At 65.2% G+C, this 25,367-nt stretch carries 18 protein-coding genes; 11 read left to right on the forward strand and 7 right to left on the reverse strand.

Annotated elements, in window-relative coordinates; genetic code table 11:
* Positions 1-178: 178 nt before the first annotated feature.
* Positions 179-2,821, reverse strand: coding sequence for an aminopeptidase N (gene pepN, locus ABIE08_RS01480; protein WP_354548189.1), 2,643 nt, complete (start codon positions 2,819-2,821; stop codon positions 179-181).
* Positions 2,822-3,057: 236 nt separating this feature from the next.
* Between pepN and ABIE08_RS01485 the strand changes: the two genes are divergently transcribed.
* The 6 genes from ABIE08_RS01485 to ABIE08_RS01510 all read left to right on the forward strand — a co-directional run bounded on the left by ABIE08_RS01485 (position 3,058) and on the right by ABIE08_RS01510 (position 10,006).
* On the forward strand, positions 3,058-4,113 hold the full coding sequence (locus ABIE08_RS01485) for a LacI family DNA-binding transcriptional regulator (RefSeq protein ID WP_354548190.1): 1,056 nt from the start codon (positions 3,058-3,060) through the stop codon (positions 4,111-4,113).
* 71 nt (positions 4,114-4,184) lie between these two features.
* Positions 4,185-5,240: a sugar phosphate isomerase/epimerase family protein gene (locus ABIE08_RS01490; protein WP_354548191.1), complete on the forward strand. Its 1,056-nt coding sequence runs from the start codon at positions 4,185-4,187 to the stop codon at positions 5,238-5,240.
* A 31-nt stretch (positions 5,241-5,271) separates the two neighbouring features.
* On the forward strand, positions 5,272-6,450 hold the full coding sequence (locus ABIE08_RS01495) for a Gfo/Idh/MocA family protein (protein ID WP_354548193.1): 1,179 nt from the start codon (positions 5,272-5,274) through the stop codon (positions 6,448-6,450).
* A gap of 23 nt (positions 6,451-6,473) precedes the next feature.
* Positions 6,474-8,006, forward strand: a complete 1,533-nt coding sequence (locus ABIE08_RS01500; RefSeq protein ID WP_354548194.1) for a sugar ABC transporter ATP-binding protein — start codon at positions 6,474-6,476, stop codon at positions 8,004-8,006.
* Positions 8,003-9,007 (forward strand): ABC transporter permease, encoded by a 1,005-nt coding sequence (locus tag ABIE08_RS01505; RefSeq protein WP_354548196.1) that lies wholly within the window; start codon positions 8,003-8,005, stop codon positions 9,005-9,007. Before ABIE08_RS01500 ends, ABIE08_RS01505 begins: the two co-directional genes overlap by 4 nt.
* 54 nt (positions 9,008-9,061) lie before the next feature.
* Positions 9,062-10,006, forward strand: a complete 945-nt coding sequence (locus ABIE08_RS01510; RefSeq protein ID WP_354548197.1) for an ABC transporter substrate-binding protein — start codon at positions 9,062-9,064, stop codon at positions 10,004-10,006.
* 261 nt (positions 10,007-10,267) lie between these two features.
* Here ABIE08_RS01510 and ABIE08_RS01515 read toward each other — a convergent pair whose 3' ends face one another.
* Both ABIE08_RS01515 and ABIE08_RS01520 read right to left on the reverse strand, forming a co-directional pair.
* Positions 10,268-10,720, reverse strand: a complete 453-nt coding sequence (locus ABIE08_RS01515; RefSeq protein ID WP_354548199.1) for an Lrp/AsnC ligand binding domain-containing protein — start codon at positions 10,718-10,720, stop codon at positions 10,268-10,270.
* Between the two features lie 38 nt (positions 10,721-10,758).
* Positions 10,759-11,568: an alpha/beta fold hydrolase gene (locus tag ABIE08_RS01520; protein WP_354548200.1), complete on the reverse strand. Its 810-nt coding sequence runs from the start codon at positions 11,566-11,568 to the stop codon at positions 10,759-10,761.
* Between the two features lie 162 nt (positions 11,569-11,730).
* On the opposite strand from ABIE08_RS01520, the gene putA reads away from it, so the two are divergent.
* From putA to ABIE08_RS01535, 3 genes are all read left to right on the forward strand, one after another.
* Complete coding sequence (gene putA, locus ABIE08_RS01525) at positions 11,731-14,826, forward strand: bifunctional proline dehydrogenase/L-glutamate gamma-semialdehyde dehydrogenase PutA (RefSeq protein WP_354548202.1); 3,096 nt, start codon at positions 11,731-11,733, stop codon at positions 14,824-14,826.
* 257 nt (positions 14,827-15,083) lie between these two features.
* Positions 15,084-17,051 (forward strand): potassium transporter Kup, encoded by a 1,968-nt coding sequence (locus tag ABIE08_RS01530; protein ID WP_354548203.1) that lies wholly within the window; start codon positions 15,084-15,086, stop codon positions 17,049-17,051.
* Between the two features lie 153 nt (positions 17,052-17,204).
* Positions 17,205-17,606, forward strand: coding sequence for a nuclear transport factor 2 family protein (locus ABIE08_RS01535; protein WP_436409489.1), 402 nt, complete (start codon positions 17,205-17,207; stop codon positions 17,604-17,606).
* 309 nt (positions 17,607-17,915) lie between these two features.
* On the opposite strand, the gene ABIE08_RS01540 is transcribed toward ABIE08_RS01535, so the two are convergent.
* The 4 genes from ABIE08_RS01540 to ABIE08_RS01555 all read right to left on the reverse strand — a co-directional run bounded on the left by ABIE08_RS01540 (position 17,916) and on the right by ABIE08_RS01555 (position 21,478).
* Positions 17,916-18,710, reverse strand: a complete 795-nt coding sequence (locus ABIE08_RS01540; protein ID WP_354548206.1) for a GNAT family N-acetyltransferase — start codon at positions 18,708-18,710, stop codon at positions 17,916-17,918.
* 251 nt (positions 18,711-18,961) lie between these two features.
* Entirely contained in the window at positions 18,962-20,158 is a 1,197-nt protein-coding gene (locus ABIE08_RS01545; protein ID WP_354548208.1) for an MFS transporter, read from the reverse strand.
* Complete coding sequence (locus tag ABIE08_RS01550) at positions 20,158-20,571, reverse strand: SET domain-containing protein (RefSeq protein WP_354548209.1); 414 nt, start codon at positions 20,569-20,571, stop codon at positions 20,158-20,160. Before ABIE08_RS01550 ends, ABIE08_RS01545 begins: the two co-directional genes overlap by 1 nt.
* Before the next feature lie 4 nt (positions 20,572-20,575).
* On the reverse strand, positions 20,576-21,478 hold the full coding sequence (locus ABIE08_RS01555; RefSeq protein ID WP_354548210.1) for a hypothetical protein: 903 nt from the start codon (positions 21,476-21,478) through the stop codon (positions 20,576-20,578).
* Positions 21,479-21,815: 337 nt separating this feature from the next.
* Here ABIE08_RS01555 and ABIE08_RS01560 point away from each other — a divergent pair, with 337 nt between their 5' ends.
* Together ABIE08_RS01560 and ABIE08_RS01565 are read left to right on the forward strand one after the other, a co-directional pair.
* Positions 21,816-24,029, forward strand: a complete 2,214-nt coding sequence (locus ABIE08_RS01560; protein WP_354548212.1) for a bifunctional diguanylate cyclase/phosphodiesterase — start codon at positions 21,816-21,818, stop codon at positions 24,027-24,029.
* 80 nt (positions 24,030-24,109) lie between these two features.
* Positions 24,110-25,336 carry a winged helix-turn-helix domain-containing protein gene (locus ABIE08_RS01565; RefSeq protein WP_354548213.1) on the forward strand — a complete coding sequence of 409 codons (1,227 nt, stop codon included), beginning with the start codon at positions 24,110-24,112 and terminating at the stop codon, positions 25,334-25,336.
* The last annotated feature ends 31 nt before the right edge of the window (positions 25,337-25,367 follow it).

A 25,367-nucleotide genomic window follows, 5' to 3' on the forward strand; every position in this document is an offset into this window, starting at 1 on the left:
CATCGGGTCAGTCCCTTGCCCCGAATCACCCCCATTTGAATCGACGCGAATCACATTGTCCAGAGGTGTGTTAGGGTTTCGTTAAGCATAATTTTATGGCTCCGGCCTTGGGGAATCCGGGTTCGGCGGGCCCGGATTCGTCTGCCGCCGAATGGCGCCGTTTTCGCCTGCGTGACGCTCAGGCAAGCGTCCGCGTGACGATGTCGAGCGTGTCCGGCGACAGGTCCGGCGCCGCGGCGATCCGGCGCAGTGCCGCCTCGGCACGGGTCCGGCGAACCGGCTCCAGCGCCCGCCACGAGCGGAAACTGACCAGCAACCTGGCCGTGGTCTGCGGGTTGCGCTTGTCCAGCTCCAGCGCGAAATCGGCGAGGAAATCGTAGCCGGCGCCGTCCACCCGGTTGAACTGCGTCTGGTTGGCGCTTGCGAAGCTGCCGACGAGCGCGCGCACCCGGTTGGGGTTGTTCGGCGAGTAGGAGGGGTGCTTCAGCAGCGCCTTCACCCGGTCCAGCGTATCCGAGGCCGGCACGGTCGCCTCCAGCGTCAGCCACTTGTCGAGCACGAGCGCGTCGTCCTGGTAGCGCTTGTAGAAAGCGTCGAGCACCGCGCGGCGCTCGGGCAGGGCGGCCTGCGTGATCGCGGAAAGCGCCGCCAGCCGATCCGTCATGTTGTTCGCGGTTTCGAAATGCGCGAGCGCAGCGGCTATCGCCTCGGGCGAACGGCGCGCGAGCAGCAGATCGAGCAGGGTGTTGCGCAGCGCCCGTTTTCCGGCGCTCGCCGCATCCGGCCGGAAGGATTCCGCCCCCGACAGGCTGCCGTAGTGGCGCTCGATCCGGTTGCCGAGACCGGTCGAGATCGCCAGGCGAAGCTCACGCCGCGCCGCCGCGATCGCATCGGGATCGACATTCTGGCCAAGCTCGCGCGCGATGTCGGCTTCGCTCGGAAGCTGCAGCACCTGGGCGCGGAAGGCCGGCTCCAGCGTCTCGTCGTCCAGCACGCTGCCGAGCGCGTCGATCAGGGCCGGCTCGGCCTTGGCGGGGCGGCCGGCGATCTGTTCGGTTGTGCTGGCGACGAGATTACGCATGGCCAGCGTCTGGGCCGCCTGCCAACGGTTGAAGGGGTCGGCATCGGTGCGGACTTGGAACAGCAGGTCCGCGGCCGAGATGTCGATCGCCAGGCGGACGGGTGCGGAGAAGCCGCGCAGAAGGGACGGCACCGGGCGCCCGCCGACACCCTCGAACACCAGCGTCTGGCTGGCTTCCGTCAGATGAATGATGTCGCCCTCGACGCGGCCGCCGCTGACCGACCTAAACTCCATGTCCTCGCCATTCGGCCCGATCAGGCCAAAGCGGATCGGCATATGCATCGGCTGCTTGCGGGCCTGGCCGGGCGTCGCCGGAATGCTCTGGCTCAAGGTCAGGCGGTAGGTGCGGTCGGCTTCGTCATAGGCGCCGCGGGAAATGATCTGCGGGGTGCCGGCCTGCGAATACCAGAGCTTGAACTGCGTCAGGTCAGCGCCGGTCGCATCGGCGAAACTCGCCAGGAAATCCTCGATCGTCGCCGCGTCGCCGTCATGCCGCTCGACATAGAGGTCCATGCCCTTCCGGAAGTCGTCGGGGCCGAGAATGCTCTTCAGCATCCGGACGACCTCCGCACCCTTCTCATAGACGGTCGGCGTGTAGAAGTTGCTGATCTCGTGGTAGATTTCGGGCCGGACCGGATGGGCCAGCGGGCCGCCATCCTCCGGGAACTGCCGCGCCTGCAGCGTGCGCACATCGGCGATCCGCTTGACCGCGCGCGAGCGCATGTCGGACGAGAACTCCTGGTCGCGGAAGACGGTCAGCCCTTCCTTCAGGCAGAGCTGGAACCAGTCTCGGCAGGTGATGCGGTTGCCGGTCCAGTTGTGGAAATACTCGTGCGCGATGACGCCCTCGACATTGGCGTAGTCGGCATCGGTCGCGGTATCCGGGTCGGCCAGGACGTACTTGTCGTTGAAGACGTTGAGGCCCTTGTTCTCCATCGCGCCCATGTTGAAGTCGGACACGGCGACGATGATGAAGATGTCGAGGTCGTATTCGAGGCCGAAGACGTCCTCGTCCCACTTCATCGAGCGTTTCAGCGCGTCCATCGCATAGGTGCAGCGCGCTTCCTTGCCGTGCTCGCAATAGATGCGCAGCTCGACCTCGCGCCCGGACGAGGTGGTGAAGCTGTCGGTGATGACGCCGAGATCGCCCGCGACCATGGCGAACAGGTAGGACGGCTTGGGGAAGGGGTCGTGCCAGACGGCGAAATGGCGATCGGTGCCGGGAACGTCGCCGCTCTCGACGGGATTGCCGTTGGCGAGCAGGATCGGCGCATCGGACTTCTGAGCCTCGATGCGCGTCGTGTAGACGGCCAGAACGTCCGGCCGGTCGAGAAAGTAGGTGATGCGGCGGAAGCCCTCGGCCTCGCACTGCGTGCAATAGGTGCCGCTGGTCCGGTAGAGCCCCATCAGCTTCGTGTTGGCGGCCGGATCGACGAGGGTCTCGATATCGAGCGTGAACGGCCGGTTCGGCACGTCATGCAGCGTCAGCAGGCTCGGCGTCGCGGTGTAGCGGCCTTCGGGCAGCGTCGCGCCGTCGAGCTTCAATCCCTTCAGGGTGATCTCGTCGCCGACCAGTTCCAGGCGCCCGTTGCGGGCCTCGTCCGTGTTGGGCCGAAGCGCGATCGTGGCGACAACCCGGGTTGCAGAGGGCGCAAGCTGGAAATCCAGCCCGACCGTATCGATGGTGAAGGCGGGAGCGCGATAGTCTTCGAGCCGGAACGGCGCGGCTTCGGTCTTCATGAGGCAATACTCCCGTCGGTGGTGACCGGCTGTGCAAGGGCCGGTTTCACAGGGCTGCAAGATAGGGGGTTCGGCCGGGTGTCGCTATGGCAAAGGCCGAATTCCCCCGAAACTCCGGATTGTCTCTACGGGGCAGGGCTCGATGCGTCTGGGGCTTTAGGCGGGCGCATGCCGCAACGGTTTCCACCGTGTTGTGCGGCGGAGTTTCATCTCTGAGTTGCCTACCTCATTTCCTGATGCTATTTCATCACGAGGGAGGATACCTCGTGGGAAAGACGACGCTGCAAGACGTCGCCCGGGAGGCTGGCGTCAGTCTCGCGACGGTTGATCGCGTGCTGAACGGGAGAGCCGGCGTCCATGCGCGAACGGTCGAGAAGGTGCAGACCGCTGTCGATCGGCTGAATTATCAGCCGGATCGGATGGCGTCGCGCCTCGCACGCGGTCGTGACTATCGCTTCGAGATCATCCTTCCGATCGGCGCCAACGAATTCATGCGCATGCTCGAAACCGAGTTTCGGGCGACGGCGGAGCGCTACGTGCATGAGCGCGTCCTCCTCAACATCACGCTCGTCGACGTGTTCGACGGCGAGGCGCTGGCCGTCGCGCTGGAGAGCCTGCCGGCCGATGTCGACGGCATCGCGGTCGTGGCGCTCGATCATCCGGCCGTTGCCGAAGCCATCAACACCTTGGCCGATCAGGGCATTCCGGTCGTCACGCTGGTGTCGGACCTGCCCGGCACCCGCCGCACGCATTTTGTCGGCATCGACAATTCCGCCGCCGGCCGCACCGCCGCCAGCCTGCTCGGTCGCTTTCTCGGTGGGCGCAAGGGCAAGGTCGGGCTGATCGCCGGCTCGCTGGCGCTGCGCGACCACATCGAGCGCCAGTACGGCTTCGAGCAGGTCGTCGCGCGCGAATATCCCGATCTGGAAGTGCTGCCGGTTCGCGAGGGGCGCGACGAGGACGACCGCGTGCGTCACGTCGCCGAGGCGCTGTTGGCCGAGCATGACGATCTCGTCGGCATCTACAATGTCGGCGCCGGTTCGACCGGCGTCGTGACCGCCTTGCAGAAGACCGGGCACACGCGCGACATCATCTTCGTGGCGCATGAACTCACCACCACCAATCGCCGCAACCTGATCCGCGGCTCCATCGACGCCGTCATCAACCAGGATCCGGGCCACATGGCCCGTAGCGCCGCGCGCATCCTGCTGGCGATGCGCGAGGATATGGAGATCGTTCCCGGTCAGGAACGGATCAAGATCGATATTTTCATCCGGGACAACGTGCCGTAGCGGGGCGCTTGCTCTCATTTTCATCCGACCCGGGCGCAAGTCCGGGATGCAGTATCCGAAGGAGGTTTTCGATGAAGACGATCAAGGGGCCGGCGATCTTCCTGGCGCAGTTCGCGGGCGATGCCGCCCCGTTCAATTCGTTCGACGCGATCTGTGGCTGGGCAGCCTCTCTCGGATATAAGGGCGTGCAGATCCCGACTTGGGACAGCCGCCTGATCGACCTCAACAAGGCATCCGATTCCAAGGACTATTGCGACGAGCTCGCCGGCACCGCTGCCAGGCATGGCCTGGAGATCACGGAACTCGCCTCGCACATCATCGGCCAGCTGGTCGCGGTTCATCCCGTCTATGACGAGCTGATGGACGGCTTCACGATTCCGGCGATGCGCGGCAACCCGAAGGCGCGCCAGGAATGGGCCGTCGACCACCTGAAGCGCTGCGCCCGCGCCTCGAAGAACCTCGGCCTCCAGGCGCATCCGACCTTCTCGGGCGCGCTCGCCTGGCCGTTCCTCTATCCGTTCCCGCAGCGCCCGGCCGGCCTGGTCGAGGAAGCCTTCGCCGAACTCGGCCGCCGCTGGACGCCGATCCTCGACGTGTTCGAGGAGAATGGCGTCGACGTCGCCTACGAGATCCATCCGGGCGAAGACCTGCATGACGGCATCACCTACGAGATGTTCCTAGCGGAGGTGAAGAACCATCCCCGCGCGAACCTGCTCTACGATCCCTCGCACTTCGTGCTGCAGCAGCTCGACTATCTCGAATACATCGACATCTATCACGAGCGCATCAAGGCGTTTCACGTCAAGGACGCGGAGTTCAACCCGACCGGCCGCCAGGGCGTCTATTCGGGCTATCAGAGCTGGGTCAACCGCGCCGGCCGCTTCCGCTCGCTTGGCGACGGCCAGGTCGATTTCGGCGCGATCTTCTCGAGGCTGACGGCCTATGATTTCGACAGCTGGGCGGTGCTCGAATGGGAATGCGCGCTGAAGCATCCCGAGGACGGCGCGCGCGAGGGTGCCGAGTTCATCAAGCACCACATCATCCGCGTCACCGAACACGCCTTTGACGACTTTGCCGGTTCCGGCACCGACGAGGCGGCCAACCGCCGCATTCTCGGCATCGCCTGACCCTCGGCAACCACACGGATCGGAGAAAACAATGGCAATCGGAGCCAGCAAGGAAGAAGCCGCCGGCCGTCGCATCCGCCTCGGCATGGTCGGCGGCGGGCAGGGCGCCTTCATCGGCGCCGTCCACCGCATCGCGGCGCGCATGGACGACCAGTATGACCTGGTCGCCGGCGCGCTCTCGTCGGACCCGGCCCGCGCCAAGGCGTCGGCCGCCGATCTCGGCATCGCCGAGGATCGCGCCTACACCTCCTATGAGGAGATGGCCAAGGCCGAGGCCGCCCGTCCGGACGGTATCGAGGTCGTGTCGATCGTCACGCCGAACCATGTCCATGCGCCCGCGGCCAAGGCATTCCTGAAGGCCGGCATCCACGTCATCTGCGACAAGCCGATGACGCTGACGGTCGAGGAATCCAAGGAACTCGTCGAACTGGTGAAGTCGTCCGGCAAGATCTTCATGCTGACGCACAACTACACCGGCTACCCGATGATCCGGCAGGCGCGTGCCATGATCGCCAATGGCGATCTCGGCGAGATCCGCCTGGTGCAGGCCGAATATCCGCAGGACTGGCTGACCGAGCGGGCGGAAGCCACCGGCACCAACAAGCAGGCCGAATGGCGCACCGATCCGGCCCGCACGGGCGCCGGCGGCTGCATCGGCGACATCGGCACCCACGCCTATAATCTCGCCTGCTTCGTCACCGGCCTGGAGATCGACCAGTTGCTGGCCCAGCTCTCGACCTTCGTCGAGGGACGCCAGGTCGATGACGACGTGCAGATCCTTCTGAAGTGGAAGGGCGGCGCCAAGGGCATGCTCTGGGCGAGCCAGGTCGCGGTCGGTAACGAGAACGGCCTGAAGCTCCGTGTCTACGGCACCAAGGGCGGCCTTGAATGGACGCAGGCGGACCCGAACTATCTCTGGTTCACCAAGTTCGGCGAGCCGAAGCAACTGCTGACGCGCGCCGGCGCCGGTGCCTGGCCTGAGGCGGCCCGCGTCAGCCGCGTGCCGGGCGGCCATCCGGAAGGCTATCTGGAAGGCTTCGCCAACATTTACACCGAGGCGGCCCGGGCCATTCATGCTGCCCGCGACGGCAGCAAGGTCGATCCGGCCGTGACCTATCCGACCGTCGAAGACGGCCTGGTCGGCATGCAGTTCATCGAAGCCGCCGTGGCATCGTCCAAGGCCGGCAACGTCTGGACCAAGGTAGGCTGATGGCGATCGCCGAGGGGAGAGAGATGGGGACGAGTGCGCAGCCGCCTCTCCTGGAGGCGGTCGGGATTTCCAAGTCGTTTGGCCCCGTCGAGGTGCTGGGAGACATTAACCTGGCTCTTGTGCCCGGCGAGGTCCACGCCATCATCGGCGAGAACGGCGCGGGCAAGTCCACGCTGATGAAGATCCTCGCCGGCCATCTGATGCCGACGAAGGGGGAACTGCGGATCGACGGGCAGCCGGTCGTCATGGCCGGCCCCGTCGATGCCGAGCATCGCGGCATCGTGCTCGTGCACCAGGAAATCCTCCTGGCGCCCGACCTGACCGTCGCGCAGAACATCTATCTCGGCCGCGAGGTCCGAAAGGGCCTGACGCTGGACGACAAGGCAATGAACAAGGGCGCGGCCGAAGCGGTGCGCGCCCTTGGCATCGACATCGATCCGACCACCATCGTCGGCCGGCTTTCGATCGCGCAGCGCCAGCTGGTGCAGATCGCCCGCGCGCTGCTGGTGCCGCACCGGATCGTCATCTTCGACGAGCCGACCGCCTCGCTGACCCTGACCGAGACCGACGCGCTGTTGCGCGTCATCCTGGACATCAAGAAGAAGGGCGCCGCCGTCCTCTACATCTCGCATCGTCTGCCCGAGGTGAAGGAGATCGCCGACCGCGTGACCGTGCTGCGCGACGGCAAGCTGATCACCACGCGTCCGGCAGAGGGGCTGGAAGCGGTCGACATGGCGCGACTGATGGTCGGCCGCGACGTCGCCAAGCTCTATCCGGACCGGGTCGCCACCCAGGCCGTCGACTACGCGCTGGAAGTCGACGACATGACGGTCCCGGGCTATGCGCAGGACGCCTCGTTCAAGCTGCGCAAGGGCGAGATCCTCGGCTTTGCCGGGCTGGTCGGCGCCGGCCGCACGGAATTGCTGGAAGGCGCGGTCGGGCTGCGTCCGTCGCATGGCAAGGTCAAGCTGAACGGCAGGCCGGTGAATTTCGTCACCGTTCGCGACAGCATGCGCGCCGGCATCGTTTATCTGAGCGAGGACCGGAAGGGCAAGGGCCTGCTGCTGGCGCAGAATCTCGGCATCAACCTGACGCTGGCGGCTCTTGGCCAGTTCGTGCGCGGGCTGCTGATCGACCGCGGCCGGGAAACCAAGGCGCTCGACGGCGCGATCACCGAGTTCGACATCCGCACGCGCAACAAGGACCTGCTCGCCGGCCAGCTTTCGGGCGGCAACCAGCAGAAGCTGCTGCTCGCCAAGATGATGCTGCTGAACCCGCAGATCGTCATCATCGACGAGCCGACGCGCGGCATCGACATCGGCACCAAGGAACAGATCTACAAGTTCATCGCCGAACTGGCGGAAAGCGGAAAGTCGGTCATCGTCATCTCGTCCGAGATGCAGGAAGTGATCGGCATCTGCGACCGCATCCTCGTCATGCGTAACGGGCGCATCGTGGGCGAGGTGACCGGCAACCGCATGACCGAAGACGAGATCGTCGTTCTGGCGACGGGCGTTACATCGAGGGAGGCCGCCTCGATGGCGGAGCAGGCATGACCGACACCACCGCCAACAAGAATCCCGCCCGCCGCTCGTTCGGCGACATCGATCTCCGCGCCGTGGCGCCCTTCGTCGCGCTCGCCGTGCTGCTGGTGCTGGGCGCGCTGGTGAACCCCAATTTCCTCGGGGTCGACAACCTTCTCAACGTGCTGACGCGCAGCGCCTTCATCGCGATCATCGCGGTCGGCGCCACCTTCGTCATTTCGGCCGGCGGACTGGATCTGTCGGTCGGCGCCATGTCGGCCTTCGTCGCCGGCGTGATGATCCTGTTCCTCAATACCGGCGTCGTCTCGGGCGAAATCCCGATGCTGGCGGTCGCCATGCTGCTGGCGATCGGCGTCGGCGGGCTTTGCGGCCTCGCCAATGGCGTGATCACGACGCAAGGGCGGATCGAGCCCTTCATCGTGACGCTGGGCACGATGGGCATCTTCCGGGCGCTCACCATTTACCTGGCCGAGGGCGGCTCGATTGCCATGAAGGCGCCGGATCTGCGCGCCGCCTACCGCCCGGTCTATTTCGGCAATGTCTTCGGCGTGCCGATCCCGGTGCTGGTCATCCTGGCCGTCGCGTTGATCGGCGCGTTCCTGCTGTATCGCACCGCCTTCGGCCGGCATGTCATCGCCGTCGGGTCGAATGAGGACGTGGCGCGCTATTCCGGCATCCCGGTCAACCGGGTCCGGACCCTGACCTATGTCATCCAGGGCGTTTGCGTCGCCATCGCGGTTCTCGTCTACGTGCCGCGCCTCGGCGCCGCCACGCCGACGACCGGCCTGCTGTGGGAATTGCAGGCCATCACCGCGGTAGTCATCGGCGGCACCGCCCTCAAGGGCGGCGTCGGCCGGATCTGGGGCACCATCTGCGGCGCCCTCATTCTCGAAGTGGTCGGCAACATCATGGTGCTGTCCAACTTCGTCAGCGAATACCTCATCGGAGCCGTACAGGGCGCCATCATCATCATTGCGATGCTGGTCCAGCGCTCGCTCGTCCGGCGGCGGTGAGGGGAAGAGCGGAGATCAACTCCGCATTGCATTGGGCTAATTTGGGAGAGAGAAATGCGGAAGCTTCTACTCGGATCGGTCGCGGCGGGCTTGATGCTCGTCGCCGGCGTCGCACAGGCGCAGGAAACCAAGACGATCGCCGTCTCCATTCCGGCGGCTGACCATGGCTGGACGGGCGGCGTCGTCTACCACGCCCAGGAACAGGCCAAGCGCCTTGAGGCCCGCTATCCCGGCCTCAAGGTCATCGTCAAGACGTCGCCGGATGGTGCGTCGCAGGCGAACGCGCTGGAAGACCTGACCACCCAGGGCATCGACGCCCTGGTCACGCTGCCGCACAATTCCGATGAGCTGACCGACCCGATCCGTCAGGTCAAGGAAAAGGGCGTCTTCATCACCGTCGTCGACCGCGCGCTCACCGACAACGCTGTTGCCGACCTCTACGTCGCCGGCAACAACCCGGCCCTCGGCCGCGTCGCCGGCGAGTACATCAAGGAAAAGCTGAACGGCAAGGGTAACGTCGTCGTCATTCGCGGCCTGCCGATCGTCATCGACGAAGAGCGCAACAAGGGCTTCGACGAGGGCATCGCCGGCAGCGACATCAAGGTTCTCGATCGCCAGTTCGGCAATTGGAGCCGCGATGACGCGTTCAAGGTGATGCAGGACTACCTGTCCAAGTATCCGCAGATCGACGCAGTCTGGACCCAGGACGACGATATGGCCGTCGGCGTTTTGGAGGCCATCAAGCAGGCCAAGCGCGAGGACATCCAGTTCGTCGTCGCCGGCGCCGGCATGAAGGACATGATCAAGAAGGTCATGGACGGCGACAAGATGATCCCGGTCGACATCCTCTATCCGCCGGCGATGGTCGCCGTCGCGATGGATCTGACGGCTGCCGGTCTCTACGACCACCTGCCGGTCCGTGGCAGCTACATCCTCGACGCCACGCTGGTGACGAAGGACAACGCCAAGGACTTCTACTACCCCGACTCGCCGTTCTAATCGGCCCGTCTGAACGTCCAGACCCTCTCCCGCCGCGCGCGGGGGAGGGTTTTTTGTTTTTTGTGGGGGCGACGCGTTGGGCGCGGGCCGGTCCCGCACCCTCGTCGTCTTCCCGGGCCGAACCCGGGATCCATTCAGCCGGGATGGCAGGATCGGAAACGCCGGAAACCTCCGCCGCATGGATCCCCCGTTCGCGGGGATGATGCCCTCGAGGAGGAATGACGCCGGAGGCTCTTCTGTCGATGCCGTAGGCCCAGCGCCCTAAAGCGGCAGCAGATCCGTATTCTTGACCTCTTCCATCACCGCGTAGGTGTGGGTTTCGCGCACGCCGGGCAGCGACAGCAGGCTTTCGGACAGGAAGGCGCGATAGGCGTTCATGTCGCTGACGCGGGCCTTGATCAGATAGTCGAACCCGCCGGCCACCATGTGGCACTCCATCACCTCGGAGGCGCGGCGCACGGCGATTGCGAAATGCTCGAACACATCCGGCGTCGTCCGGTCGAGCTTGACCTCGACGAAGACCAGCAGCCCGAGATCGAGCTTTTCCGCCGAAAGCCGGGCGTGATAGCCCTCGATATAGCCTTCTCGCGTCAGGCGCTTGACCCGGTCGGCCGTCGCGGTCGGCGACAGATTGACCTTGGCCGCCAGTTCCAGCGTCGTGATGCGGCCATCGGCCTGGAGCGCTTTCAGGATGGCGCGGTCGGTGCGGTCCATGTCGGTTCGGCTTTTCTGGATGGACTGGAAGAACGGGCTCAGCGCAGTTCGAGGCTGGCGAGGAAGGCCAGCATCGCCTCGTTGAACAGGCGCGGCCGCTGCAGAGGTGCGAAATGGCTGACGCCGTCGAGCAGCGTCAGCGTCGCGCCGGGAATGCTTCGGGCGAGATAGCGGGCATGCTCGGTATGGATGAACTCGTCGCTCTCGCTCTGGACGATCGCCACCGGCACCGTGATCGCGGCAAGGTCGGCCGCCGAATAATCCGGCTGCGTCTGCTGCATCAGCGATACGGCTGCGGAAAATGGACCGAAATCGTCCGGCGTCGGGGAGAGGGCCGCATAGTCCTTCACATGGCGCGCGAAGCAGTGGTCGATGACCGGGCTTGGCACGAAGGGCCTGGCGCCGCTCGGGTCCATATTGCACGCGAAGAAGAACACGCCCGTAACGCGTTCGGGATGGCGGCGGGCGAGCACCAGGCCAGTACAGGCGCCGTCGCTCCAGCCGATGATCGGGGCGGTGGCAATCTGCAGATGATCCATCACCGCCAGCACGTCGGAGGACATGAGCCCATAGGAGAAGGGATGCTGGTCGCGGCTGCTGCGGCCATGACCCCGGCTGTCCATGACGATCGCGCGGAAGCCTGCGGCCACGAGCGCCGGCACCTGATGGCCCCAATTGCCGGCATTGCCGAGACCGCCATGCAGCAGCACGACCGCCGGTCCGGTCCCGAAGCTGGCGGCCCAGATGCGGGCGCCGTTGGTCTCGACTGTAAAGCTTTCGCCGGTGGCGGGCAGGGGCGGCGCGCCGTTCTCGTCGAACTGGCGGAGATCGTCGTCGCTGAAGTCCACGGTGTGTCGCTCCCCGGCTTAGAAGGTAGATCCTTGGACGGTAGAGACATTCGCGGAAAAATTCCAATGAACCGTGAAAATCACGGATTGAACTTGCATCAAACCCCAAAGCCCCGCCGGGATCGGCGATATTCTGCGGACTTCGCAATCCGGAGTGCCCGCATGCCTACCGTCGCCATCGAACCCTTTCGTGCTCCTTATGCCGGCGACGACGCCGCGCTGATGCGCCAGGCGATCCGCGGTTCGATGCTCGACGCCGCCGCCGAAGCGCGCACCGACCGCCGCGCCACCGCCTTCATCGAGGCGATCCGCGGCCAATCCGGCGCTGTCGGCGGCATCGAGGACTTTTTGCGGGAGTTCGGGCTTTCGACGCGCGAGGGGCTGGCGCTGATGGTGCTGGCCGAGGCGCTCTTGCGTGTCCCGGATTCGGCGACGCAGGACCGACTGATCGAGGACAAGCTCGGTGGCGCTGACTGGAGCGAGCATAGTGGCAAGGCGGAAGGCTGGTTCGTGTCTGCCTCGACCTGGGCGCTAGGGCTCTCGGCGCGCATCGTGACGCCGACCGACAGCGCCGACGGCATCATCGCCGGCCTCGTCAAGCGCGTCGGCACCCCGACCGTCCGCACCGCGACGCGCCAGGCCATGCGCTTTCTCGGCTACCATTTCGTGCTGGGCCAGACCATCCAGGATGGACTGAAGCGCGCCAGGACGCTGGAAAAGCAGGGCTTCCGCTATTCCTACGACATGCTGGGGGAGGGCGCCCGCACGGCCGACGACGCGCAGCGCTATTTCGACAGCTATGCCATGGCGATCGACGCCATCGGCAAGGCGGCCGGCAAGAAGGCGCTGCCCGATCGGCCGGGCATCTCGGTCAAGCTCTCGGCGCTGCATCCCCGCTTCGAGGCGGTCAACCACGCGCGGGTCATGGCGGAGCTGACGCCGAAGCTGGTCAAGCTGGCGGCGCAGGCGAAGAGCTATGACCTCAACTTCACCGTCGATGCCGAAGAGGCCGACCGGCTGGAACTGTCGCTCGACGTGATCGCGGCAGCGTTCGCCGATCCGTCGCTTGCCGGCTGGGATGGCTTCGGCCTTGCCATCCAGGCCTATCAGAAGCGTGCCGGCGCGGTGATCGACTGGATCGGCGAACTGGCCTCGAGGCTGGATCGCAAGATGATGGTCCGCCTGGTCAAGGGCGCCTATTGGGACACCGAGGTGAAGCGGGCGCAGGAGCGCGGCCTCGACGACTATGCGGTGTTCACCCGCAAGGCCGCGACCGACCAAAACTATCTCTTTTGCGCGCGAAAACTGCTCGACCTGCGGCCGCGCATATTTCCGCAATTCGCCACCCACAATGCGCTGACCGTCGCAACGATTCTGGAGATGGCCGGGGAGGCGACCGGCTTCGAACTGCAGCGCCTGCATGGCATGGGCGAGGCGCTGCACAAGGCGGTGCATGACAGCGTGCCGGCGGTCTCGACCCGCATCTATGCGCCCGTCGGCGGCCATCGCGATCTGCTCGCTTATCTGGTCCGTCGATTGCTCGAAAATGGCGCAAACTCGTCCTTTGTGGCCGTGGTCGGCGACCGCTCGGTGCCGATCGCCAGCCTGCTGGTCCGGCCCGACACGACGCTGGAGGGCGGCGCCCGGGCCCGCCATCGGCACCTGCCGCTGCCGGCCGATCTCTATGGTGAGACACGCAAGAACTCTGCCGGCCTCGAATTCGGCTCCGAAGCCGCGCTGAATACGCTGCTCGACGGCATGAAGGCGCATGACGGCACGGCGCTGGTGGCGAAGCCGATCGTCGCCGTGACGATCGACGACGGGAAGCCGACGCCGGTCCTGAGCCCGATCGACGGCCGGACGGTGGTCGGCTCGGTTTCCTCCCTCTCCGTCGATGCCGTCGATGGCGTCATGAAGGCGGGCCAGGCGGCGTTTCGCGCCTGGTCGGCGACGCCGGCCGAGGATCGCGCCAACATCCTCGATAAAATGGCGGATCTGCTGGAGCAGAACCGCGACCGGCTGATGAGCCTGCTCGCCCGCGAGGCCGGCAAGACGCTGGCCGACGGGCTCTCGGAGGTGCGCGAGGCGACGGATTTCTGCCGTTACTATGCCGCTGAGGCCCGCCGCCACTTTGCAGCGCCGATCCGGATGCCGGGCCCAACTGGCGAGCGCAACGAGCTCCAGTATCGCGGCCGGGGCGTCTTCGTCGCCATCTCGCCCTGGAACTTTCCCCTCGCCATTTTCCTCGGCCAGGTGACGGCGGCGCTGGCCGCCGGCAACGTGGTCGTGGCGAAGCCGGCCGAGCAGACGCCGATCATCGCCTTCGAGGCGGTGCGACTGCTGCACCAGGCAGGCGTGCCGGTCGCGGCCTGCCAGTTGGCGACCGGCGACGGCAAGATGGGCGCCGCTCTTGTTAGCCATCCGTTAACCGCGGGCGTCGCTTTCACCGGCTCGACCGAGACCGCGTGGTCAATCAACCGCGCGCTCGCCGCGAGGCAGGGTCCGATCGTCCCGCTGATCGCCGAGACGGGGGGCCTCAACGCCATGATCGTCGATGCGACGGCGCTGCCGGAGCAGGTGACGGACGATGTCGTCGCCTCGGCGTTCCGTTCGGCCGGCCAGCGCTGCTCGGCGCTGCGCATTCTCTATCTGCAGGACGATGTCGCCGATCGGATGCTGGAGATGATCGAGGGCGCGGCGGCGGAACTCACCGTCGGCGACCCGCGCCAGCCTGCGACCGATCTCGGCCCGGTCATCGACGCCGAGGCCAAGGCCAATCTCGACCGCCACATCGCCTTGATGCGGAAGAGCGAGACCGTGCGCTTCGAGGGCAGGGCGCCGAATGACGGCAGCTATGTCGCGCCGGTGATCATCGAGCTGCGAGAAGCCGCGACGCTCGACCGCGAGGTGTTCGGGCCGATCCTGCATGTCGTGCGCTGGAAGGCGGGCGATCTGGACAAGGTGATCGAGCAGGTCGCCGCGACCGGCTACGGCCTGACGCTTGGCATCCACAGCCGTATCGACGAGACGGTCGACGCCATCGTCGAGAAGCTCGCGGTCGGCAATGTCTATGTGAACCGCAACGTCATCGGCGCCGTGGTCGGCACCCAGCCCTTCGGCGGCTCCGGCCTTTCCGGCACCGGCCCCAAGGCCGGCGGCCCGAACTACCTGCTGCGCTTTGCCGAGGAGCAGGTGATTTCGGTCAACACGGCGGCAGCCGGCGGCAACGCCTCGCTGATGGCAATGGGAGACGGCTAGCCGGCGAGGACTCCCCTATGTCCAGTATGGCCCGAAACAGATCGGGTCGATCCGCTGTTTCGCGCAACCAGTGGCCGCTCCGGCCGTTGCACCTGCGCCGGCCCAGAGCCGGAGTTCGAAACCCAAAGCCCCTGCACCGAAGCCGCGGGAGGTGCCCGCGCAATAGGATGGGGCTATGCTCCGCGTTGTGCACCGCACGGCTTCTGCTATAAGCACGCGCGGCCGCCGGTAGGTGCGGTGAATGAGATGACCAGTTCATGGCTCTGAATGCGCAGGGGTCCGATACCGGAACCCCATCTTCGGTTTCGGCCAGCGATGTGCCGACCGGAGCGGCTACCGACGACCATGGCGCCGGCAGCCCAGTCGCTCATGCTGGGTTCTTCACGCTGGCGCTGGGCTCGGTCGGCGTCGTCTATGGCGACATCGGCACCAGCGTCATCTATGCCTTGCGCGAGGCCCTGCATGCGGCCAATCGTGCCCATGGCGAACTCGTTCGGGAAGACGTGATCAGCGTCATTTCGCTGATCATCTGGACGTTGACGATTATCGTCACGCTCAAATATGTCGTCATTTTGCTGCGCGCCGACAATAATGGCGAGGGCGGTACGCTGTCGCTGATGGCGCTCGCCACCCGCACCGTCGGCAAATCCGCGCCTATCGTCTTCGTGCTCGGCGTGGCCGGCGCGGCGCTGTTCTATGGCGACGCGGTGATTACGCCGGCGATCTCGGTGCTTTCCGCCGTGGAGGGCCTGACGCTGGTGACGCCGGCCTTTGACGGCTATGTCATCCCGATCACCATCGCCATTATCGCCGCCCTGTTCATGGTGCAGCGCTATGGCACGGCCAAGGTCGCCGCCTGGTTCGGGCCGATCACCGCCGTCTGGTTCATCGTCATGACGATCGGCGGCTTCCTGCATATCGCCGACGATCCCGGCATCTTCGCAGCCCTCAACCCGTATCACGCCGTCCGCTATGTCACGACGCATGGCCATACCAGCCTGCTGGTCATCGGCGCGGCCTTCCTGTCGGTGACCGGCGCCGAGGCACTTTACGCGGATCTCGGCCATTTCGGCCGCAAGCCGATCCAGGCCGCCTGGCTCGCCTTCGTCTTCCCGGCGCTGGCCGCCAACTATCTGGGGCAGGGCGCGCTGGTGCTCGCCAATCCGGCCGCCATCAGCAATCCGTTCTACCTGCTGTTCCCGGAATGGGCACTGCTGCCGGTCGTGCTGCTCGCGACCATGGCGACCGTCATCGCCTCGCAAGCCGTCATCACCGGCGCCTTCTCGATGACCCGCCAGGCGATCCAGCTCAAGCTGCTGCCGCGGATGGAAATCGAGCACACGTCCGAGACGCATGTCGGCCAGATCTACATGCCGCAGGTCAACACGCTGTTGATGGTGGCGGTGCTGATCCTGGTCATCACCTTCGGCTCGTCCAGCAAGCTCGCCACGGCGTATGGCATCTCGGTCACGGCCGAAATGGTCATCACCGCCTGCCTCGCCTTCATCGTCATCTGGCGCTTCTGGCGCTGGCCGCTCTGGGTGTCGGCGCTGCTGATCGCGCCGTTCCTGATCATCGATCTCGTCTTCTTCGGCGCCAATCTGCTGAAGATCACCGAGGGCGGCTGGCTGCCGCTGGCCTTCGCCTTCATGATCATGTTCATCATGCGCACCTGGGTGCGCGGCACCAAGATCCTGTTCGACAAGAGCCGTCGCGCGGACGTTCCGCTCGCCGATCTCGTCAAGAACCTGGAAAAGAGCAGCGTGGTCCGGGTTCCCGGCACCGCCGTGTTCCTGACCAGCGATCCCGAAACGGCGCCGTCCTCGCTGCTGCATAGCCTCAAGCACTATCGCGTGCTGCACCAGAAGAACGTGCTGCTCACGGTCGTCACCAGCAACACGCCGCGCATCGATGATGCCGACCGCGTGCGGGTCGAGCCGATCAACGAGAGCTTCACGCGGGTGTTCATGAGTTTCGGCTACATGGAGACGCCGAACGTGCCGAAGGCGCTCAGCCTCTGCCGCAAGCAGGGCTGGAAATACGACATCATGTCGACGTCGTTCTTCCTGTCGCGCCGCTCGATCAAGCCGGCGAGCCATCATCTGTTCGCGCGTATCCAGGACAAGCTGTTCATCAAGCTGGCGATCAACGCGAGCGACGCGACGGAATATTTCCACATCCCGACCGGCCGCGTCGTGGAGATCGGTACGCAAATGACGATCTGATTGGGCGGGGCGTCGGGTTGGCGCTCCACGTAGAGAGACAGAAAAGGCCGCCACGAGCTATCTCGGGCGGCCTTTTTGTCGGGATCCTAGGACCGTGCATAGGGCACCTCTTCAGAGATCCTGCGATATCTCGTTTTCAAGTGGAGAATGGATGTGACAATCCGAGCCGCCGACCCTGCGGCGACCGATGACGCCGACTGGCTGCGTGCAATCGAGCGCGCCAGGCTGCGCGCCCTCGTCAGCGCGGATATGGGCCAGGCACGACCGCTCCATGCTCCGGACTTCCAGTTGATAACGCCAATCGGAGCCACGCTTTCCAGGGACGAGTATCTGGGGGCGATTGCCTCCGGACAAATCCGATACCTGACATGGGAGCCCGCCGACATCGTCGTGCGCCTCTACGACGGGGCGGCGGTCCTGCGGTATCGCGCCCAGCTTGAGGTCGTCTTCGGTGGGCACAAAGTTCCCCTCAGCGATTATTGGCACACCGACGTCTATGAGCGCCGCGACGGGCAATGGATGGTCGTCTGGTCGCAGGCCACCAGCATAAGGTAAGGCCGGCCGTGACGGGCAGGGCCGCATCGTCTAAATCGGCACGCCGATGACGATCTGAGCGGGGGGGGGCGGGTTGGCGCTCAACGTCCCGAAATAGAAAAGGCCGCTACGAGCTAGCTCGGGCGGCCTTTTCTATTGGACGGCTGGCAGCGCCGCGCCCCGCCTTGCGAATGTGTGACATCGGGTGGAAAGCGGAACGGCGGGTTTCGGGAGCGAGAGGTTGAAAGGCGCCGTACAGTTAGCGAATCTGTTCGTGAAACAGAATTGGCAATTCTGTTTCAAACCCCATCCAGACGCCTGTCGCATCAGCTATCGGGTGAAGCGAGCGCCTCTGTTCTCTGCGACAACACCACATATCAGTGTCGATTCTAGCCGGAGCCCGGACGCCGCGACCATCTTTCGCGAGGAGGCGTTAGTAGCCGAAACGAGCTCGTATATGTGGGTTGCGTCGAGGTCGCGAAAGGCACTCACAACCATCCGTGCATTAATGTAATTACCGAGGCCTCTTCCCCTCTGCGTTTCCAATACGGCGACGAGTCCTCCCCAAGCATATCGGTGATAGGGGCTGTGGGCATTGTGAGGGAGGTAACAATGAGCGGCCGCCACTATCTTCCCGCGCCCGTCGCCGATGACTACGGTCGTCGCCGGGCCAAGGGCTCCGGTGAGTAGTGAGCCAGAGAACGGAACGACCCCCGCCGCGTTCATCAACCCCTGAATCTGTTTGATATATTTGCTTTCGGGATCGGTTGGTCGGTCAAGTTCGACCAACCCGTCTGGTAGCCCACGAGCTAGGATTGCTTCCGCAGCGGTGAGCGCAGCGGCGCGCGAGGCAAGGAAGACATCCCACGTATCGAAGCGATAATCCTGTCCTAGCAGCCGAGCGCCGATCTGGTCAGCCTGGTTGGTGGAGAGAAGGCGGAATCCACAGATGCCGTCACGATCCAGAAACTCGGCAACCCGATCCCATCCCAATTTGTTGGGGTCATCACAACCCATCATGCGGCCCGTTTGACACGCGCCGGGTGTCTTGTCGATCCAGTCAGCCTTCGCCTCGGCCTGCCTTTGCAAGCGCTGTTGCTCCTCCGAACCGAAGTAACCTGACATCACGTGCTCTCTCAATAAGAAGACCTTACCGAGCCAGAAACATCCCCAACGACTGGTGCGTGGTCCGCTTCCACGCTCGTCGCCGGTCAAATCGTAAATTGGATACTACGATTCTGTTTCAGATCGGAGGTCCGCTTTGGAGCGATGACGGAAACGAGGCGAACGACCGCGATCGGGATCGCGAGTGCACTTATGACTTTGGCGGGATTGCCTGTGCCACTGCATGACGCGGCACAGGCGGGAACGGAGGCTCAGTCGGCGGGGGCTTCCGCTGCCTTCTTCTGGCCCGGGCGGACCAGGAAGATCAGCAGCGCTATGAAGCCGGCAGCGACCGCGACCGGCAAGGCCTCGGCGCCGAACAGGTCCATCAGGAAGCCGATCGGCGTCGAGCCGATGACGGAGCCGGCCGAATAGGCCATGGCGAAGCCGGTCGAGACCACCGCCAGGCGCTGGCCGCGAAAATCCTGGCCGATCAGAACGATGCCGAGCGTGTAGAGGCCCGAGACCGTGCCGCCGGCGATGAACACCACCGGTTCGAGCAGGAAGGTCTTGTCCATGACAAAGGGGAAGGCGAGCGTGCTGACGACGGCGAGCCCGGCCGTGCCGATCAGCGTCAGCCTCCGGCCATGCCGATCGGCGAACCAGCCGAGCGCGACGATCAGCACCGCTTCGCCAAGGCTGAACACCGCGACCAGGCGCGAGGCGCCGGCGTCGTTCAGTCCGTGGGCGAGGCCGTAGAGCGGCAGCAGGCTCTGCATCGCGGTCTCGCCGATACCGGTCAGGAAGGCGGCGGCGATCAGGCTGCCGGCGAGCGTCAGGGACATGCGCAGCGTATGGACGTCGCCGCTCTCTTCCTCGTCTTCGACCTCGCCGACCGCCGAGCGGATCGACAGCGCCACCGCGACGCCGATCGCCAGCGGCACCATGGCGGCGATGAGGGGGAGGCTGCCGGTCGAGCCGGTGCCGGAAAGCAGCAACGGGCCCATGAACTGGCAGGCGGCATAGAGCGTGCCCGACGCGCCGACGATGCGGCCGCGATTGCGGTCGTCGACGACTCCGTTCAGCCAGATCTCCGTGGTGGTCCAGAGCGCCGAGAAGCAGGTGCCCATGACGAAGCGGGCGATGAACCAGACGGCGATGTTGTCAAAGGCGAAGATGGCGGCAAAGGAGGCCAGCGACAGCGCGAACTGGGCCGCGACCAGCAGGCGCAGGCCCATGCGGTCGATCAGCCAGGGCACGAAGGGCCCGAAGATCAGGATGCCGGCGCCGGCGATCGACGCGTTGAGGCCGATCAGCCAAGTCGCGATGCCCTTCTTTTCCAATGCGAGCGAGAAGAACGGATAGGAATAGCCGAACAGCAGCGCCTCGATGCCGATCAGCAGCAGGACGCCCGCGACGCGCCAATAGCGGGTGCGCGCGGCGGATTTCGTCTTGTCTGGGGAGGGCATCAGATCTCGCAGTTGGGCTCGGGACACCAGCATTTGATGCCCTGGGGCACCAGATCGAAGGTCCGGTAATCGGCGGTCAGCTCCTCGCCCGCCGCGATCTCGCGATCGGCGAAGACGTAGAGCTGTTCTTCGACGCGCGTATTCGGACGGCAGGAGTGGTTGAGGAAATCGATACCGGCCGGCTCTTCCATCGGCAGCAGGCACAGCAGCTTGCGGCCGATCAGCTTGAGATGGACCGATTGCCGCCACCAGTAGTCGTCGAGCTCGCTCTGCTTGTCGAGGTCGATCAGCATGGCCTTGCCGTCGAAGAAGCCGAGCAGGGTGTCCTTCGGCACGGTGGCCTTGGCATGGATGGTCTGGTGATCGTCGCTGATCGAGCGGACCTCGATGAAGTCCTCGTTGGTGTAGCTCATCGGATCACTTCCTGAAATCGAAGGCGGGGGTGCCGCCAGACTGTCCATCCCGGGCGGCCATCAGGGCTTGCCCGTCAAATAAGGCGGCGATCCAGCGCTCGCAGAGGCGATTGGCATAGAGGGCCGGCATTTCGTGATCGTGCGGCTCCTTCACCATCTCGGCAAACACCGGGTCGTTGTGCGGCGCGGTCCAGGTCCGCTTGTCGGCCGAGAGATGCACCGCCCGCGCCGGGATTTCCGAGACCTTGTTGTAGCTCGTGATCGTGTTGGCCGACATATTCTGCCAGACGACGGCGCATTTGTGCAGCAACCGCTCCAGTTCGTGCCGGTCGCGGATCTCGTGCGGCGGAACGCGAAAATGGCGCAGGCTGAGGTCGCGCACCAGCATGCCGAAGGCGAACGCGTCGGAGGTCGTGTTGATGGCGAGGAAAGGCGTGCTGAGCGCCGGATCATAGAGGGGATCGGCTACCGAGCGTGCATGGGGGCAGAAGGCGACCGGGAAGAACTCGTAGACGGTCGGAATGTTCGTGACCGGGCAGACGACCTCGAACGGGATCGCCACCGTCTGGCTGTTGATCAGCGCGCCGGCGCTCTCCGCGAGGCCAGCATCGACCAGGATCTGGCCCAGCGTGCGAAGTTCATCGACCGAATTGTCGAAGGGCTCGCAGGAGGGGACGATCGCGAGGAATCCCGTCTTGCGGTAGTCCTCGACATCCAGCCGAAAGGTCTTCAGCGCTTCCAGGAACTGATAGCCGTTGCGAACATGCGCGACCGTGTATCGGCCCAGCTGAAACTCGCGCTTCCCCGCGGAACAACGCAGATCCGTCTGGAGCCAATCTTCGAATTCACTGTCCGAAGGGACCTTGGCGACAGTGTGAAAAGGGCAGCCGACGGCCGAAGACGCCATCCCAGCCGAATCGTCATCCGGTGGGAAGTTCATATTGCCCCCGCAACATAGCCCAGACTTGATACATACAGCTTTGGGCGGAAAATGGCGACAAGTTCGACGGTTTGTCAACCATATTATATTCAAATCTACTGAACACTTTCACACGGTTGCCCCATGCTGGAAAGTACGGATTTGCAGTCGGAATTCCGTTCGAAACAGGACCTCGGGCCGCGTCCGGCATGCCGTCAACAACTCGCCCGGTTTCGGCGTTTGTCTAAAATGCGCTGTATCGAGTTAAATCGGCATAAAAGGCTGGTGCGTAAGTTTGCGTGTCGCCAATTGAGATGGACACGTCATGTCTCACCCGATCGCCGGGCGTATAACGTTTAACCTGGTTGCCGGTATCCTGGTGACGGTCGTGACCGTCATCGCGGGCGTGGCATGGATGGCCTATCGCCAGAACGACCAGGCCGCCGTACAGACACGCACCATGGTGATGGGTGGCATCGATGCCATGCATACCCGCGTCCAGGGCTTGGCGAACGACTATTCCTGGTGGGAGGAAGCCTACGACGCCTATCAGCGCGGCGACGCCGCCTGGATCGATGCCAATATCGGCACGGGTATCGTCGACACCCAGATCGCCGATTTCCTCGTCATCGTGTCGCCGGATCACCAGGTCAAATATGGCTGGTGGACGCCGCCCGAGGCGCCGAACACGGCGTCGGTCATGTCGCCGGCGCTGATCGGCAAGATCGAGGACCTGATCCGCACCGCGCCGGTCGAGAACAACGCCGCCCGCTCCAGCTATGTCGAGACGCCGGCCGGCACGCTGCTTTTCGCGGTGTCCCGCATCGCGCCCGTCTCGAATGCCAGCTCGGTCGATCCCGCGACCCTGCCGCTCCTGGCCATGGGTTTCTATCTCAACAACCAGCGCCTTTCCGAGCTCGGCCGCAGCTTCCTGATTAATGACCTGCGCCTGGAGCGGGCCGATGCGGTCACCGATGCCACGCGGGAATTTCCCGAAATCCGCGATATCTTCGGCAAGGTGATCGGACGCCTGGTCTGGACGCCGCCGACGCCGGGCTTCGCCGTGCTGCGCAATGTCGTGGCGCCGATCGCCGGCGGATTGCTGACCTTCTGCCTGATCGCTATGTGGACGGTGCTGCGCGCCCGGCGCCTGGCGCTGTCGCAGGCCCTGAGCGAGAAGCAGGCTATCGAGGCCGCCCGCACGGACAGCCTGACCGGGCTCACCAACCGCTTCGGCTTCAACGAGCTCAGCGCCAGCGCGTCCTTCGAGGAAGCCTGCGCCCGGGGCGAGGCGGCGATCATCTATCTCGACATCAACGGCTTCAAGTCGGTCAACGACTCGATCGGCCACCAGGGCGGCGACGCGCTGGTCGGCATGCTGGCCGAGCGGCTGTCGATGATCCTGCCGCCCGATGCGCGCTTTGCCCGCGTCGGCGGCGACGAGTTCGCCGTGGCGCTTACCGGCCGGCCGGCCCTTGACGCCGTCGCCGGGGTCGCCTCCGCCATGGTGCATGCGCTGGACCAGCCCTTCACGGTCACCGGCTTCCAGTTCCAGGTGACGGCCGCGGTCGGATATGCGGTGTCCGACGGCGTCGACGTCTCGCCGGATGAACTGCTTCGCCGCGCCGACCTCGCCATGTACCAGGCCAAGAACGCCGCCGAACGCGACGCCGTGCCGTATCATCCCGGCCTTGAGACCGGCGCGCTGCATCGCAAGCGGCTCGGCATGGCCTTGCGCGGCTCCATCGAAGCCAATGAGATGTCGGTCGTCTACCAGCCGATCGTGCGGGCCAGCGACCTGGCGGTCGTTTCGCTCGAGGCGCTGGTGCGTTGGGACTCGAAGGAGTTCGGCCGCGTCTCGCCGGCCGAGTTCATTCCCGTCGCCGAAGAGACCGGCGCCATCCACGACATCGGTAAGTTCGTGTTCCAGCGCGCCTGCCAGGACATGGTCGACTGGCCGGGCCTGCGCATGTCGATCAACGTTTCGCCGGCCCAGCTGCGCGATCCGAGCTTCGCCAATGATCTCGGCGCCATCGCGCGCCGGCACGACGTGGTGCCGAACCGCTTCAAGCTGGAGCTGACCGAGGGGCTGCTGGTCCGCAATCCCACCATCGCCAAGCGCAAGCTGGCGCGGCTGAAGTCGATGGGCTTCGGCCTTTCGCTCGATGATTTCGGCACCGGCTTCTCGTCGATCGGCTATCTGCGCCAGTTCCCGTTCGACTGGCTCAAGATCGACAAGTCGTTCATCTCCGAGCTCGGCACCAACCCCACCGCCAACGCGCTGATCCAGTCGATGATCGCGCTCGGCGACGCCATGGACATTGCCGTGGTCGCCGAGGGAATCGAGACGGTGGAACAGCTGCAGCTGCTCCGCCTGCTCCAGTGTGAATATGTGCAGGGCTATTATCTGGCCAAGCCGATGCCGGCCGCCGAGATCTCCGCGCTGCTGGCGCGGCTGGGCGAAAGCCGGCGGATCCTGCCGGAGCTGGAACTGCCCGGCTTCGATTCCAGCCGTTCTGCGCTCAACCTCCAGTCCTGATCCACGCCGCAGGACGAGGCCGGTATGGCTTCCGCCTCCGCGCTTTGCCATAAACGCGGGGTGATGGCGGGGGATTGCCGGTGACGGACGGGCTGACAGCAGACGAGGCGAGGCGCATTGCGCTCGCCGCCCAGGGATTTGGCGGCCGCCGCCAGGCGAAGCTGTCGTCGTGGCGGCAGATATCGCCTGTCATCGGGCAGATGGGGCTGCTGCAGCTCGATTCCGTCAACGTGCTGGTGCGCTCGCACTATCTGCCGACTTTCAGCCGCATCGGCGCCTATGATCGCGCCGCGCTCGACGCGCGCGCCTTTGCGGGCGGCAAGAAGCGCGCCCTGTTCGAATATTGGGCGCATGAGGCGTCGCTGCTGCCGCTCGAACTCCATCCCTTGATGCGCTGGCGCATGCAGCGTGCCGCCGCGGGCGTCGGCATCTATACCGGCCTGTCCCGCTTCGCCTCCGAGAATCGCGATTATGTCCGCGCCGTGGTCGACGAGATCCGCCGGCGCGGCCCGCTCGCGGCGAGCGAACTGGATGATCCCGGAACCCGCAGCGGGCCGTGGTGGGGCTGGCACAAGGGCAAGACGGCGCTCGAATTCCTGTTCTGGGCCGGCGAGGTCACGACCGGCCACAGGCGGGGCGCTTTCGAGCGGGTCTATGACCTGACCGAGCGGGTCATTCCCGCCGAGGTCGGCGCGATCGCGACGCCGAGCGAGGCAGACGCCATCCGCGCGCTGGCGCTGGCCGGCGCGAAGGCGCATGGCGTGGCGACGGAGACGGATATCCGTGATTATTTCCGCCTACCGGTGGCGGAGGCCCGCGTCGCGCTGGGCGAACTGGTCGAGGCGGGCGCGCTGCGGCCGGTGACGGTTGAAGGCTGGAAGCAGCAGGGCTATCTGGTCGATGGCGCCGTCATCCCCGCCCGGGCGACGCCGACCGCGCTGCTATCGCCGTTCGATCCTCTGGTCTGGCATCGTCCCCGCACCGAGCGGATCTTCGATTTCCATTACCGGCTCGAATTCTACACCCCCGGCCCGAAGCGCATCTTCGGCTATTTCGTCATGCCGTTCCTGCATCGGGGCCGGCTCGAGGCGCGGGTCGACCTGAAGGCGGACCGCACGGCGGGGCGCCTGCGCATCCTCGGCGTCTTCGCCGAGGCGAGCCTGCGCAAGCCGGAGCCCATGGTGACGGCGCTGGCCGAGGAATTGCGACATCTGGCCGGCTGGCTGGATTTGGCGGATATCACTGTCGAAGCGGACACGCCGCTTGCGGTTTTGCTTGCGAAACACGTTACTCGGGGTAGCGATTAAGCAACTTCGCAGGATTACGCCGCCCCTTTCT

The organism is Kaistia defluvii (assembly GCF_040548815.1).
GTDB lineage: Bacteria > Pseudomonadota > Alphaproteobacteria > Rhizobiales > Kaistiaceae > Kaistia > Kaistia defluvii_A.